The organism is Bacteroidia bacterium, assembly GCA_019695265.1.
Classification (GTDB): Bacteria; Bacteroidota; Bacteroidia; order JAIBAJ01; family JAIBAJ01; genus JAIBAJ01.
Genome location: JAIBAJ010000086.1, coordinates 1 through 15,652, shown reverse-complemented (window position 1 = coordinate 15,652; position 15,652 = coordinate 1). Strand labels below are relative to the sequence as shown.

Sequence of the window (15,652 nt, the reverse complement as noted above, 5' to 3'; positions counted from 1 at the left end):
AATAAATTTCATGCATAAATATACTGAAAATCAATGTATTGTGAATTTATTATCGGGTAAGTTATTAACAATCAGTAAGTTACAAAAAGGAGGGCTTTTTAGACAAACTGTCGTTGCCCGAGGTGCAGACCCAGCATTCCACTTTTTATAGCATTAGTTACCAAATCCATCGAAAGAAATATCCTATTTATTTCCAATTCAAAAGCAAATTTGGTATACCACTGTAATTTGAAAACTAGTCCAAAAACTATTTCGAAAATTACTAAGGTAAGTGCCGATGCAAAAGCTGTTTAGCCCAATTTAATCAATAGGAGGATTTAATAATCCGAACTACTTGATTTAGTTGGGGTTACCCCTCCCGAAGCATTTCGGGAAGAAGTTGTTATACCAATGTTATTTGAAAAATAGTCCAAAAACTAGTTTGAAAATTACAGTGGTAAATGCCGATGCAAAAGGTGTTTAGGCAAATTAATGCGAAGCATAATTGGACTATTACAGATTTGCTATCGGTATTATCAATTTGGTCAAACAAATTGATTTACAAATTCTTAATCGTATAAACATTCTAGATCCTATCCTGGGTTTAGTCAAATTAGTGCGAAGCATAATTGGACTATTACAGATTTGCAATCCGTATAAGATTTAAAATCAGCAGGATTAAGAGGCTTCTCAACTCCATCCTACAAAAAAAAAGCGGCTGCTCTTGTGGAGCTAGCCGCTTTTATCAAAATTATAGCTAATTAATTAATTACCTGCTTTGAATTTTTTAAAGGCCTCATTTAAACGAGGAACTACTTCAAAAGCATCTCCAACTACCCCGTAATCTGCCGCCTTAAAGAAAGGAGCTTCCGGATCTTTGTTAATCACAACAATAGTTTTACTTTGGTTAACTCCGGCAAGGTGTTGAATTGCCCCTGAAATTCCAATGGCAATGTAAAGGTTTGGACGAACTGCAAGACCGGTTTGTCCAACGTGTTCGTGGTGTGGTCTCCATCCAATATCTGCAACCGGACGAGAACATGCAGTTGCAGCTCCAAGAATATTGGCCATATCTTCAACCATTCCCCAGTTCTCCGGACCTTTTAATCCGCGACCTGCTGATACTACCAACTCTGCTTCTGGAAGAGCCACTTTGTCGGTTGCAGCACGTTTAACTTCTTTGATGGTTGTTTTAGCCGAAACTCCAATGTTCAGGTTTAATTCCTCAACAGCAACTGAACTACCGGAGGCAACAGGCTGAACAGAATTAGGCATCAAGGAAAGAACCTTGATAGCTGATACAATATTATACTGTGCTTTAGCCTTTCCTGAAAAAACATTCTTGGTTACTTTAAAACCACCGGATGTTTCAGGTAAAGTAGTTGCACCGGCAACCAAACCTGCCTTTAATCGTGCTGAAACCCTTGGCGCAACTGCTTTTCCCGTACTATCATTTACTGTAATAATAACGGTAGCACCAACCGAACCGGCAACTTCAACCAAAGCAGCTGCATAAACTTGAGAATCGAAATTTGATAATGCAGCATTCTTACCAAGAATAACTTTTGCTGCACCATACTTACCTAGTTCAGACAAATCGGCTCCTGATGCGTTAAAGTTAACGGCAACAGCTTGGGTTCCCAACAAACCGGCTATCTTACTTCCATAAGTAACTGCTTCTAACGAAGACTTTTTTATCTTGCCATTGGAGGCTTCTGTAAATACAAGTACTGACATTTCTTTTAAATTTTAGTTGGTTTAGATAGCTTTTGCTTCTTCATGTAACAAACGAACCAATTCCTCCATATTGTCAGGAGAAACTAACTTAACAGCTGATTTTGCATCAGGTAAACTGTATGAAGAAATCTCTGTAAGTTTATCAGTTGCAACCGGTGGAACAACTTTCAAAGGTTTGGTACGGGCAGCCATAATTCCTCTCATGTTAGGAATACGTGCTTCTGCCATGCCTTTTTGCGCTGAAACAACTGCAGGTAACGAAGAAGATACTACTTCTACTCCACCTTCAATCGGACGCTCGCATACAATTCCGGAACCTTCTACTTCTAATTTGGATGCCTGGGAAATAAACGGAGCTTCTAATAATTCTGCTACCATTCCAGGAACCTCCGAACCATTGTAGTTGATAGTCTCTTTTCCAAATAATACCAAATCAAAGTTTTCCGATTTTGCATAAGATGCAATTTGATTGGCCACAAAATAACTTTCTTGCGGATCTGCATCAATACGAACGGCATCATCACCACCAACTGCCAACGCTTTTCTAATAACAGCATCATTTGCAGCAGGTCCAACATTCAATAAGGTTACTGTACTTCCACCCTTTTCCTGAATTTCAAGAGCACGAACTAAGGCATACCATTCATCATAAGGATTTACAATCCACTGAACACCTGCCTCTGCAAACTTGGTATTGTTGTCTGTGAAGGCAATTTTTGTGGTAGTATCAGGCACTTGGCTGATACAAACTAATATTTTCATTTAACAACTATTTTAAAATTTCGGTGCTAAGGTAGAAAGGATTTCAAAATTGTTATGCATGCATACTAATTTTTAGAAAAAAAACTTCTTTTAAAATCATTCCCCCTCTGTTCTTTCTAGTTTAATCGTTCCAGGCCGGCCTTTGCTTTAGCATCTAAACTATTTCTATATTCATCGGTTGGCAGCTCCTGACATTCCTCAAAGTACTTCTTTGCATTCGTCCTATCTCCTTTTGCCTCATAAATTAATCCAAGTTGAAGAGCTGCATTTGCAGCAAAATAATACCTGGATTTCCTTCCCTTCTCAATTGCCAGTTTATAATATCCTATGGCTTGGTCTGGCTTTTTCCAAAGATGATAAATTCGACCCAATCGATACGGAAACTCAATCTGATCCCGAAGTGTAATAAAATCATCCGTATCATATTTTTCTATTATTGAAGACAATGCCTCCTTATAATAGCCTCCATCACAAAGCAAACGTGATTTCAATAATTTTAGGTTGGGCAACAATCCTGTTTCTGCCTCCTTTAATGCTTGCTTATCTTCATCTGCATCCGTATAACCTTGACTTTTAACCTTTTCCATATAGGCTCTGAATCCAGGAACATTCCCTTTAATAAATTCCGCCCAAGCCAATTTCTGGTAAGCGGATTTTATATAGTTTTTGCCTTTAAAGTGAGTTACATAACTCACCAAATATTCACTAGCGGAAGGCTCCAAATGATTTAATCTTGCTAAACCTTGTAGAAAATCCAAATAATAAAATGGGAAATAATCCGGACCTTTCTCTCTCTGACTTAATACCTGGATTGCCTCTGCACTTTTTCCAGTTTTCATAGCAATACTAGCTAAACAAAATGAAATCAAAGGCGATTTTTCGTTCTTAGATTTAATTGCTAAATATAAATCATTAATAATGGCTTCATCTTTATGTAAATTCAACTCAAAAAATGTCATAAAAAAGGCGGTTTCAGGCCATAAATAATGGTATTCCGGATTGGATGAAGCAATAGATAAAACCTCATTCAACTCAGCAATACCTTGTTTCATGGTACCCTCCATTCCAACCATCTTTACAGCCCATCTAAAATTGCTTGGAATAGTTCCAATGATGCAATGCATTTGACCCAAGGCATTTTTATTTGGCAAAAAATGCGGATATCGTTTACTATTCAATACTAATAAGTTATAGGCCTTCTTTGTTTCATTTGCAGCAGTAAGATACTCTCCAAACTTCAACCTTGCCATAGCCCATAACAAATGAATCTCTGCTTGAGCATACAAATAATAGGGCGAATTAGAAGTCCCATGTAGAATTCGGTTCATTCGAATATCCTTGTTCCCTTTCCTTAATTCAAACTCTTTCGACTCCTCCCCAATACTTAATACCAAAAAATCAATATAGTTCTCCAGTAAATAGGGAAAGTCATTCGTAGGATTCTCCTTCTTTTCTGCCAGTAGAAATTGATTGGCTTTTTGAAATCGTAAGGAGGTAATTTCAGTATAGGCCTTCTTACAATTTTCAGTAAAAACAAAATCAGCATAAATTTCCTCGGAGAACAGAAAAAGAACCGAAAAAAGAATACAAAATTTATAGAATAAACGGGGCTTCAATAAAATCATAGTTAAAATCAGTAACACTTTTTATTAATACCAAGAACATACTTCTTTGCAATATCGAGTTCAGTAAAACACTCTGATCCATGAAATCCAAAGAAATCTTTACTTGATATAAATTTAGAATAATCAGCCATGTAGTTCTTTGCCAAAGGAAGATAACTCCAATGCCATTTCTCCTCTTCATATCCATCAGGTCTGGAGCTATCCTTTTTAGAATAAACCTGGCAAAAACCATATTTCGGGGCATTAAGCTGCAACCATTTGTAGACTTTCTCGCCTTCACCAGAGTTAAAATAGGAATTGGATAAGCTATTCAAATCAATATCAGTACCCCAATGATGACGGGAGGTTCCCGGCATGGCACTATAACTCAATATAGCTTGGGCTCTGGCCTTACCACTTACAAAAGATGAAAATTTAGAACTCCCCCATTTTCTCTCCCAAATACCCTTTTGATAAACAAAATTCCTGGTTGCAGAAAGTATTATAAGATGAATTCCATCTTTTTTAGCTTGATTTGAAAGGAGAATAAAAGCCGATAATGCATCCTTTTGCAAGTATATACCAGCCTTATTGGTATAATTTTCAGGCACTAGAACAAAGGAAGCCATTGTATCCGGAGAAAATTTTCCTTGAAGGAATAACTTATAGGAATTTGAATTCAAGGATAAACTACTTACTTGTGCAAAAGAGGATGAAATCGAAAACAAACTGAACAAAAAAGCCCCCCCAATTTTCATGGAGAGGCTCAAACCATTAAAACCTAAGTCATGAACCAATCGGCAAAATTTCATTAATTAACTTTTAGCAAAGATACAAAGCAATCAACAAAATCATTATCAATAATTCCAAAACCAATGTAACCACAACAGAGGTAAAGAACCGGACAATTAGCCAAAGATTCACAATTGGATATAAGATTAGACATTTGGGGAAGAAAAAGGTTTAAAATAAAAAAACCCCAACCAAATAAATGGTTGAGGTTTAAATAAAAGGTGGCAACGACATACTCTCCCGGGTGTAACCCAAGTACCATCTGCGATGACGGGCTTAACTTCTCTGTTCGGGATGGGAAGAGGTGGACCTCGTCTCTATAGTCACCTAAAATCGTAAATACGATTTGACATAGAATTTGAAAACATACGAACTGGTACGGTCAGCATTAAGAAAGCGTACGGGCAATTAGTACTGCTCAGCTTTGACATTACTGTCTTTACACTTGCAGCCTATCAACGTGGTAGTCTTCCACGACCCTTAAAAGAAATCTTATCTTGAGACGAGTTTCATGCTTAGATGCTTTCAGCGTTTATCTCAACCGCACATAGCTACCCTGCGGTGCATCTGGCGATACAACAGGTACACTAGAGGTGCGTCCGACTCGGTCCTCTCGTACTAGAGTCAGGCTCTCTCAAATTTCTAACGCCCACAACAGATAGGGACCGAACTGTCTCACGACGTTCTGAACCCAGCTCGCGTGCCACTTTAATCGGCGAACAGCCGAACCCTTGGGACCTTCTCCAGCCCCAGGATGTGACGAGCCGACATCGAGGTGCCAAACCACTCCGTCGATATGAGCTCTTGGGAGTGATCAGCCTGTTATCCCCAGCGTACCTTTTATCCTTTGAGCGATGGCCCTTCCATGCGGAACCACCGGATCACTTTATCCTACTTTCGTACCTGCTCGGCTTGTCTGCCTCACAGTCAAGCACCCTTATGCTAATGCACTCTACGCACGGTTACCAAGCGTGCTGAGGGTACCTTTGAAAGCCTCCGTTACCTTTTTGGAGGCGACCACCCCAGTCAAACTACCCATCAAGCAATGTCCCCCGCTTGGCGGGGTTAGACTCCAAATAGAAGAAGGGTGGTATTTCAAGGTTGACTCCACCATGACTAGCGTCACAGCTTCATAGTCTCCCACCTATCCTACACATCTTGTATCCAAAGTCAATGCTAAACTATAGTGAAGGTGCATGGGGTCTTTCCGTCCCGTTGCGGGAAAGCGGCATCTTCACCGCTACTACAATTTCACCGAGCTCACGGCTGAGACAGAGCGGAGATCGTTACACCATTCGTGCAGGTCGGAACTTACCCGACAAGGAATTTCGCTACCTTAGGACCGTTATAGTTACGGCCGCCGTTTACTGGGGCTTCGATTCAAAGCTTCGTCTTGCGACTAACCTCTCCTCTTAACCTTCCAGCACCGGGCAGGTGTCAGGCCATATACTTCATCTTTCAATTTTGCATAGCCATGTGTTTTTGCTAAACAGTCGCCACCGCCATTTCTCTGCGGCCTAGAAATCTAGGCTCCCCTTATCCCTAAGTTACGGGGTTAATTTGCCGAGTTCCTTAGCCGTGATTCACTCGAGCACCTCAGGATATTCTCCTTGACTACCTGTGTCGGTTTGCGGTACGGGTAGCTTAAATCTGAAGCTTAGAAGATTTTCTTGGAAGTAGGATTAGGTTCATATTCGCTTGCCCGAAGGCTCACGATACTATCAGGTTCGACATTCTGAGCGGATTTGCCTACTCAAAATATATCTACACCCTTTAACGTAGATATCCGTCACTACGCAGAACTTTCACTCCTCCGTCTCTCCATCGCAATTTAAGCTAGTACAGGAATATTAACCTGTTGTCCATCAGCTTCGCCGTTCGGCTACACCTTAGGCCCCGACTAACCCTGATCCGATTAACGTTGATCAGGAAACCTTAGTCTATCGGTGAGCAGGTTTCTCGCCTGCTTTATCGTTACTTATGCCTACATTTGCTTTTCAAGCCGCTCCAGCATAGCTCACGCTACACCTTCTGTGCTGCTTGAATGCTCTCCTACCACTCATTGCTGAGTCCAAAGCTTCGGTACTATATTTTATGCCCGCTTATTATCCACGCCCGATCGCTCGACTAGTGAGCTGTTACGCACTCTTTAAATGAATTGCTGCTTCCAAGCAAACATCCTAGCTGTCAGTGCAATCGGACCACGTTTGAACAACTTAATATAGATTTTGGGACCTTAGCTGTTGGTCTGGGTTGTTTCCCTTTCGGCGCGTGACCTTAGCACCCCGCGCCTCACTCCCGAGTATATGTCATAGCATTCGGAGTTTGTCAGGATTTGGTAGGCGGTGAAGCCCCCTAGTCCAATCAGTAGCTCTACCTCTATGACACTCAAACCTCGAGGCTGCCCCTAAAGGCATTTCGGAGAGTACGAGCTATTTCCCAGTTTGATTAGCCTTTCACCCCTACCCACAGTTCATCCGAGAGCTTTTCAACGCTCACCAGTTCGGTCCTCCATCCCGTGTTACCGGAACTTCAACCTGACCATGGGTAGATCACAAGGTTTCGCGTCTACCTCCACTGACTATGCGCCCTATTCAGACTCGCTTTCGCTTCGGCTGCAGATCTTCAATCTTTAACCTTGCCAGTGAAGAGTAACTCGTAGGCTCATTATGCAAAAGGCACGCCGTCATCCCACGAAGGGACTCCGACCGCTTGTAAGCGTATGGTTTCAGGTTCTATTTCACTCCCTTTTTCAGGGTTCTTTTCACCTTTCCTTCACAGTACTTGTACGCTATCGGTCTCTCATTAGTATTTAGCCTTGCCGGATGGTGCCGGCGGATTCCCACAGGGCGTCTCCGACCCCGCGGTACTCAGGATACTACTAGGTAATAAATATATTTCGTGTACGGGCCTATCACCCCCTATGGGACTTCTTTCCAGAAGCTTCCACTATATATTTATAGTCCACATTGTAGTCCTACAACCCCTAAAATGCCGTAACATGTTAGGTTTGGGCTGTTCCCCGTTCGCTCGCCACTACTTAGGGAATCACTATTGTTTTCTTTTCCTCCGCTTACTTAGATGTTTCAGTTCAGCGGGTTTACTTCATTTGATGATATTCCTCCAGAATATCGGGTTGCCCCATTCGGAAATCTACGGATTAAATCGCATTTGCCAATCCCCGTAGCTTATCGCAGCTTATCACGTCCTTCATCGTCTTTGAGAGCCAAGGCATCCTCCATACGCCCTTAGTAACTTTCTTAAATGAATCAAATTTTATTTGATTGTTAATTGTAATATGTGATCGTACTTGTTGTATGTTTTCAAACAATATGTCAAAGAACTTTTCCAAAATTGAATTTCAATCTTGTGTTGTGGAGAATAACGGATTCGAACCGATGACCCCCTGCGTGCAAGGCAGGTGCTCTAGCCAGCTGAGCTAATTCCCCAGAGCAGAGTGTAGTTAGACTAGTTAGTAGTCCCGAGCAGACTTGAACTGCTGACCCCTACATTATCAGTGTAGTGCTCTAACCAACTGAGCTACGGGACTATGCACTCAAGCAATAATACCATCGCTCTAAGTGGAAGCATCCATCACTGAGCTCTTTCTGGAAAAGGATATGGAGAAGAACAAGCAAGCAAGCAACGAAGTTTAAGGAAATTAAACTTCAAAATAAATTTTGCTCTAAAAAGGAGGTATTCCAACCACACCTTCCGGTACGGTTACCTTGTTACGACTTAGCCCCAGTCATTGGTTTTACCCTAGGCAACTGCTTTCGCTCATCGACTTTAGGTACTCCCAACTCCCATGGCTTGACGGGCGGTGTGTACAAGGCCCGGGAACGTATTCACCGCATCAAGGCTGATATGCGATTACTAGCGAATCCAGCTTCATGAGGTCGAGTTGCAGACCTCAATCCGAACTGAGACTACTTTTAGAGATTTGCATCTGGTTACCCAGTAGCTGCCCTTTGTAGTAGCCATTGTAGCACGTGTGTAGCCCAGGACGTAAGGGCCGTGCTGACTTGACGTCATCCCCACCTTCCTCACCGTTTGCACGGGCAGTTTCATTAGAGTCCCCGGCATTATCCGCTGGCAACTAATGATAGGGGTTGCGCTCGTTGCGGGACTTAACCCAACACCTCACGGCACGAGCTGACGACAGCCATGCAGCACCTAGTTTTGTGTCATTGCTGAAGAATGGCTTTCACCATCTGTCACTAACTTTCAAGCCCTGGTAAGGTTCCTCGCGTATCATCGAATTAAACCACATGCTCCTCCGCTTGTGCGGGCCCCCGTCAATTCCTTTGAGTTTCAACCTTGCGGTCGTACTTCCCAGGTGGATAACTTAATGCTTTCGCTTAGTCGCTAACAGTATATCGCTAACAACGAGTTATCAACGTTTACGGCGTGGACTACCAGGGTATCTAATCCTGTTTGATCCCCACGCTTTCGTGCCTCAGCGTCAGTACCGGTTTAGTGAGCTGCCTTCGCAATCGGTGTTCTGTGCAATATCTAAGCATTTCACCGCTACACTGCACATTCCGCCCACTTCAAACGGACTCTAGATTAACAGTATCAATGGCAGTTCTGTCGTTAAGCGACAGGCTTTCACCACTGACTTATTATTCCGCCTACGCACCCTTTAAACCCAATAAATCCGGATAACGCTTGGATCCTCCGTATTACCGCGGCTGCTGGCACGGAGTTAGCCGATCCTTATTCTTTTGGTACTATCAGCCCTGTACACGTACAGGGGTTTTCTCCCAAACAAAAGAAGTTTACAACCCATAGGGCCTTCATCCTTCACGCGGCATGGCTGGATCAGCCTTGCGGCCATTGTCCAATATTCCTTACTGCTGCCTCCCGTAGGAGTCTGGTCCGTGTCTCAGTACCAGTGTGGGGGATCATCCTCTCAGAACCCCTAGACATCGTTGCCTTGGTGAGCCGTTACCTCACCAACTAGCTAATGTCACGCATGCTGATTCTCTACCGCCGGAACTTTAATTGGAATGTGATGCCACATCCGAATATTATGGCGTATTAATCCTTCTTTCGAAGGGCTATTCGCCAGTAGAGAGTACATTGCATACGCGTTACGCACCCGTGCGCCGGTCGCCGGCAAGTATTGCTACCCCCGCTGCCCCTCGACTTGCATGTATTAGGCCTGCCGCTAGCGTTCATCCTGAGCCAGGATCAAACTCTCCATTGTAGTTTGATTGTGACTCCTAATTTAATAGAAGTATGAATTTGTCAAGATTTATTCTCATTCGATTTACGAATGGATGCTTGCTTTAAAGCTTGTTTTTTCTCCAATATTTTCAAAGAACTTTTCTTTCTTTTTTTTAACCTCCGTTCCGTTGAACGGGGGTGCAAAAGTAGTAAACTTTTTTAATCAACAAACATATTTTGAAAAATTTTTTTAATTTTTTTTCTTACATGTTTCCCCGTCAATGAACTTTAATTAATCGGGGGTGCAAAAGTAATACTCTTTTTTAAACCACCAAATAAATTTGAAAATATTTTTTCACTTTTATTCCGGTGCCTCAGATTCAAAGAACGTTTATGAATTTTGAGGGGTGCAAATGTATACAACATTTCAATACCACCAAATAAATTCTTGAATTATTTTTAAAAATACCGGAAATTAGAATTAACTGATTGAAAATAAACTACTTAAATTTGACGTTTTTTTACTATCAACATCCGTTTTTGCCTATTTATGGATTACTCGATGAAACTGGAAGCACCTTTCCATTGAAATATTGATGCCCATTTATAGCAAAATCTACCACAAACCTGGAAATATCAACATCACTTATTGGTGCAATGTACCCTGGAAATGCCGATGATAACATCTCAGTCTGCACCGCTCCAAAGGCTAATCCATTTACTTTGATATCAAATTCCTTCAATTCCTCAGCCATACACTCCGTTAAAATACCTACCGCTCCCTTACTGGAACTATAAGCAGAAAGCCCTGAAAACTTCTGAGTACCCAGAATTCCTCCTATACTGCTTATATTGATAATATGCTTTGTCCCTCCTTCTCGAATTAATGGAAATAATGCCTGAACAATACTTACTTGGGAAAATGTATTAACCCGATAGGTCCTTTCTAAGTCCAACCTGGTAATCTCCAGTAAAGGTTTCTTTATTAAAACCCCGGCATTATTAATCAAAATATCTACCGATTTAAAATGATTATATACATTATTATATATAGAGTCATTTTCTGCCTCCTCCAAATCAATCTGAATAGGATGAATTTTACCCTTAACTCCAACCTCCAATACCTTCTTTCTTAAACTCTCTAATTGATTAGCTCTTCTACCCATCGCAATTACATCCGCCCCATGGTCAACAGCAAACCGATATGCAGTCCAATATCCAATACCTGAAGATGCCCCTGTTACAACAACCTGTAATTTCCGCTCCATTTTTTCTCTTTTTAAATATGTACCGAAGATTTAAACATTTATCCTTTTACACCTGTTTATTTGAAAATGAATTTCAAAACATTCTCCTTTCAGCGTCACCAGGATTTACTCGTTACAAATCTATATAGATTTTAAAAGTCGGGTTGGTTTGGACAAAAATTTTAATAGTACTCTCTTGTAAGAATAAATCCCCAAAAACCTTAACCAAAACGAGATCCTTTTTCTATACTCTCCTGGACTGTTTCTCCATCCTCAAAACTCTTAATGAAAAAGGACGTCCTACTTGCCAATCTCTTAAAACAAAGCAACTCACGATAGAACAATACTTATAATTCATAGGATGCGGGCCCCCTCCGCCCAATTATCATTTTGCTAAACCCAAAACTACCTGCATGGGCGTTCGGGTCACGCTATCGGCTGTAGTCCTCGTCCCCCTAGGCTATCGCCATAGGGGTCCTGTGGGCTACTTGCCTCTATCGTTGCCCGATACGCAACCTATTAAGGTAATTACTAACCCCACCTTTCACTGTTTCTATCAAATCCAGGCAACGTAGAACATCTTCAAACCTCTACCAAACTACTGCGGCTTTGTAAAATGCCGGCAATTAAGATCTGCATAAAATGGCAAATAGGTTGAAGGTGCTAGGACTACTGTCAATGCAATATCTTACAAAGGCCACATACTAATTCCCATTTACAAGGAATATGCAATTCATGAATTCTAAAGAAAAATCCATTAAACCAATTTTGCAATAGATTATTTAAATGATGTACTACAAATGGTTATAGTGTTTTCAGCCAACCCAATTAAAGAAAAGGAAAACGACAAATTGGTTTTCAACAATAGACTATTAATCACTAGAGAAAAAAGTCGTATGTCAAAATAACCGAACAGTTAAATTCGTAACCGTGAATGAAACAGAAATAAAGGCACTACTTAGTTTATTGGAAGATCCAGATGAAAAAATTTCCTCCCAAATTTCCGAGAAAATTCTTTCATTAGGTATAGAGGTTATTCCCAAACTAGAACTTCATTGGGAATCAACATTTGATGCCTTTGTACAAAAAAAAATCGAGACTTTAATTCACCAGATTCAATTTGACAACATAGTTAAAGCTCTTTCCATTTGGTCTACAATCGGAACCCAGGATTTACTCCAAGGGGCTATTCTAATAGCTAAATATCAATACCCTGACTTAAATGAGGACAAAATAAAGACCCATCTTGACCTTATAAGGCAAGATACTTGGCTTGAATTAAATCCTAGGTTAACGGTGCTTGAAAAAATTAAAGTACTCAACCATATTTTATTTGAAATCCACGGATTTGGAGGAAATACTACAAATTATCATTCTCCAACAAACTCCTATATTAATAATGTATTAGAGACCAAAAAGGGAAACCCTCTCTCTCTTTCTATTATTTATTGCATTATTGCCCAAAGTTTGGATATTCCAATTTTTGGAGTAAATCTACCTGAACATTTTATTGTGTGTTATCAGGATCTAAAACATGAAATTCCTACTAGCCTCATCAATTCTAATAGGATTTACTTTTATATAAATCCATTTAGTAAGGGTTCCATTTTTGGGCAGAATGATATTGATACCTTTCTTAAACAAATAAACAGAACTCCGGAGAAACAGTTCTATGAACCTTGTAGTAATTTGGACATTATGATTAGGTTACTCAACAATCTCATTTTGTCATACGAAAAACTTGGAATAGTTGAAAAGGTTCGGGAACTTAAAATACTTCAAAAAACAATCCAATCGGGTTCCAACTAAATTACTGCAACTTTTACTTCCCTTTCAGGAATTCATAATTATAAATTTCGTTTTAGCTTCGCACTTTAAATTCTTGACTTGAAAAAGAACCTTTATACAATTACTGCCGCGTTGCCTTATGCAAATGGGCCTCTACATATTGGACATATTGCAGGAGCTTACTTGCCGGCTGATATTTATGCCAGATATAGAAGACTAAAAGGTGATGAAATTTTATTTATTTGTGGGAGTGATGAACACGGTGTACCTATAACCATTAAAGCAAAAAATGAAGGTATTAGCCCTCAATTGGTGGTTGACAAATACCATACTTTGATGGAGAGAGCATTCCGGGAATTTGGAATTTCATTCGATATCTATTCGAGAACATCCAAACCCCTTCACCATAAAACAGCCCAAGAGATCTTTAAGACCATCTATGAAAAGGGCGGATTTATTGAACAGGTTACTGAACAATATTTCGACCAGGAGGTAAATCAATTTCTTGCCGACCGATATATTGAAGGAACTTGCCCTAAATGTGGCAACGAAAAAGCATATGGAGATCAATGCGAAAAATGTGGAACATCCTTATCTCCTATCGACCTGATTAATCCAAAATCTAAATTAAGCGGTAGTCCTCCCATCCTTAAAGAAACCAAAAATTGGTTCCTACCTTTAGATAAGTATGAAAAGGAAATGTGGGATTTTATAGTTACAAAGCACCAAAACGATTGGAAGGCAAATGTAATTGGACAATGCAAAAGTTGGTTGAACCAAGGATTACAGCCAAGAGCTATGACTCGCGACTTGGATTGGGGGGTTAAAGTCCCAATTGATAATAGCGAAGGGAAAGTATTGTACGTTTGGTTTGATGCACCTATTGGATATATCTCTGCTACCAAAGACTACTTCAATAATCTTCCAAATTCTACAGGAAATGAATGGGAAAGGTTTTGGAAAAAACAAGACAATCCGGAAAACAACTCAAAACTAATTCATTTCATTGGAAAAGATAATATAGTTTTTCATTGCATAATTTTCCCTATTACCCTTTTGGCAGAAGGATCTTATATTCTTCCCGAAAATATCCCGGCGAATGAATTTTTAAATTTAGAAGGAGACAAAATTTCAACTTCAAGAAATTGGGCAGTATGGCTTCATGAATATCTGGAAGATTTCCCTCAAAAAGAGGATGAACTGAGGTACGTTCTTACATCAATCGCCCCAGAAACAAAAGATAGTGAATTTACTTGGAAAGATTACCAGGCAAGAATTAATAACGAACTTGTATCCATTCTAGGCAATTTTGTTAATAGGGTTATGGTACTTACTCATAAATACTACAATGGGAAAGTACCAAATTCAGGTAATTGGAATGAGGCTGATTTTAATTTATTAAATCAATTAAACGCATATTACAAAGAAATTGAACTTTTAATTGAGTCCTACAAATTTAGAGATGCCCAAAACATTTTGATGGATGTTTGCAGACTTGGAAATAAATACCTGACTGAAAATGAACCTTGGAAAACAATTAATTCCGACCCTGAAAGGACTTCAACTGTTTTAAATGTATCCCTTCAATTTACATTTTGGCTTGGATCTTTAATGGAACCATTCCTTCCTAATAGCCAGAAAAAAATCAATGATTTGTTAAATGGCCCTTCTAATAAAATCTACAATGGAGACTTTTTATATACACCTTTACCAGTTGGACATAGTTTAAAACCATCAAAGATCCTTTTTCAACCTATTTCAGACGAGGCCATCCAGGAACAATTAGCAAAACTTGAAAAGTTAAAAATCACTCCCACCATAACAATCGAAAATCAAAAACCAGAAATATCTTATGAAGATTTCACAAAACTTGATTTAAGAATTGGTTCGATCCTGGCGGCAGAAAAAGTTCCAAATACAGAAAAACTTTTAAAGTTAACGGTGGATTTAGGATTTGAGAAAAGAACAATAGTCTCAGGAATTGCAAACTTTCATAATCCAACTGAAATTATCGGACAACAAGTTATAGTGGTTGTTAACCTTTCTCCAAGAAAAATAAAAGGAATTGAAAGCAAGGGTATGATTTTAATGGCTGAAGACGAAAACAAGATTTTGCATTTCACTAATTCAAATAATCTTGCAAAACCGGGTGATATAATTTCTTAGTCTTTAAATTGGGCCTTTTGAAAAACACTCAATCCTCTAATTTCCTAAGATTTAAATTATCATTTACCATAGTTAGGTGTAAGGATTTTCTTAAACTAACATGAAATCCTTGCATCTTTAACATTTATAACATTTTCCAAAGCCCTAATTTCCTGTAAGGTTACAAATCAATTGCAGTTTTGAGGTTGTTTGCAAATCCCCCCCATGCGGAAGGCAAATAGATACAGAGAATATTTGGGGTTGGAAAAAACAATTATAGGTTGCACCTCGGGCAACGACAGTTTGTCTAATAAGCCCTATCTTTTGTAAGTTACTGATTGTTAATAATTTATTCGATAAAAAATTAACAACACATTGATTTTCAGTATATTTATGCATGAAATTTATTCAACGTTCCAATCCTAA

General features: G+C 39.7%; 7 protein-coding genes, 2 tRNA genes and 3 rRNA genes. 2 read left to right on the top strand and 10 right to left on the bottom strand.

Annotated elements, in window-relative coordinates; translation table 11 throughout:
- Positions 1–744: 744 nt before the first annotated feature.
- The 10 genes from K1X82_11740 to K1X82_11695 all read right to left on the bottom strand — a co-directional run bounded on the left by K1X82_11740 (position 745) and on the right by K1X82_11695 (position 11,314).
- Complete coding sequence (locus K1X82_11740) at positions 745–1,716, bottom strand: electron transfer flavoprotein subunit alpha/FixB family protein (protein ID MBX7182774.1); 972 nt, start codon at positions 1,714–1,716, stop codon at positions 745–747.
- Positions 1,717–1,737: 21 nt separating this feature from the next.
- On the bottom strand, positions 1,738–2,478 hold the full coding sequence (locus K1X82_11735) for an electron transfer flavoprotein subunit beta/FixA family protein (protein MBX7182773.1): 741 nt from the start codon (positions 2,476–2,478) through the stop codon (positions 1,738–1,740).
- Between the two features lie 116 nt (positions 2,479–2,594).
- Positions 2,595–4,103 carry a hypothetical protein gene (locus K1X82_11730; protein MBX7182772.1) on the bottom strand — a complete coding sequence of 503 codons (1,509 nt, stop codon included), beginning with the start codon at positions 4,101–4,103 and terminating at the stop codon, positions 2,595–2,597.
- Positions 4,104–4,111: 8 nt separating this feature from the next.
- Positions 4,112–4,840 (bottom strand): M15 family metallopeptidase, encoded by a 729-nt coding sequence (locus K1X82_11725; protein MBX7182771.1) that lies wholly within the window; start codon positions 4,838–4,840, stop codon positions 4,112–4,114.
- 253 nt (positions 4,841–5,093) lie between these two features.
- Positions 5,094–5,205, bottom strand: a 5S ribosomal RNA gene (rrf, locus tag K1X82_11720).
- A gap of 57 nt (positions 5,206–5,262) precedes the next feature.
- Positions 5,263–8,136 (bottom strand): 23S ribosomal RNA (locus tag K1X82_11715).
- A 113-nt stretch (positions 8,137–8,249) separates the two neighbouring features.
- Positions 8,250–8,323: transfer RNA gene (locus tag K1X82_11710), tRNA-Ala, on the bottom strand.
- Positions 8,324–8,350: 27 nt separating this feature from the next.
- A tRNA-Ile gene (locus K1X82_11705) sits at positions 8,351–8,424 on the bottom strand.
- A gap of 139 nt (positions 8,425–8,563) precedes the next feature.
- A 16S ribosomal RNA gene (locus tag K1X82_11700) occupies positions 8,564–10,086 on the bottom strand.
- The 16S, 23S and 5S rRNA genes sit together here with 2 tRNA genes alongside, the layout of an rRNA operon.
- Before the next feature lie 508 nt (positions 10,087–10,594).
- Complete coding sequence (locus K1X82_11695; GenBank protein ID MBX7182770.1) at positions 10,595–11,314, bottom strand: SDR family oxidoreductase; 720 nt, start codon at positions 11,312–11,314, stop codon at positions 10,595–10,597.
- Positions 11,315–12,223: 909 nt separating this feature from the next.
- Between K1X82_11695 and K1X82_11690 the strand changes: the two genes are divergently transcribed.
- Positions 12,224–13,102: a transglutaminase-like domain-containing protein gene (locus tag K1X82_11690; GenBank protein ID MBX7182769.1), complete on the top strand. Its 879-nt coding sequence runs from the start codon at positions 12,224–12,226 to the stop codon at positions 13,100–13,102.
- A 78-nt stretch (positions 13,103–13,180) separates the two neighbouring features.
- Positions 13,181–15,247: a methionine--tRNA ligase gene (gene metG / locus K1X82_11685; protein MBX7182768.1), complete on the top strand. Its 2,067-nt coding sequence runs from the start codon at positions 13,181–13,183 to the stop codon at positions 15,245–15,247.
- The last annotated feature ends 405 nt before the right edge of the window (positions 15,248–15,652 follow it).

Coding starts and splice junctions, on each gene's coding strand:
- K1X82_11740 (MBX7182774.1), bottom strand. CDS start 1,716: ATGTCAGTACTTGTATTTACAGAAGCCTCCAATGGCAAGATAAAAAAG.
- K1X82_11730 (MBX7182772.1), bottom strand. CDS start 4,103: ATGATTTTATTGAAGCCCCGTTTATTCTATAAATTTTGTATTCTTTTT.
- K1X82_11695 (MBX7182770.1), bottom strand. CDS start 11,314: ATGGAGCGGAAATTACAGGTTGTTGTAACAGGGGCATCTTCAGGTATT.
- K1X82_11725 (MBX7182771.1), bottom strand. CDS start 4,840: ATGAAAATTGGGGGGGCTTTTTTGTTCAGTTTGTTTTCGATTTCATCC.
- K1X82_11735 (MBX7182773.1), bottom strand. CDS start 2,478: ATGAAAATATTAGTTTGTATCAGCCAAGTGCCTGATACTACCACAAAA.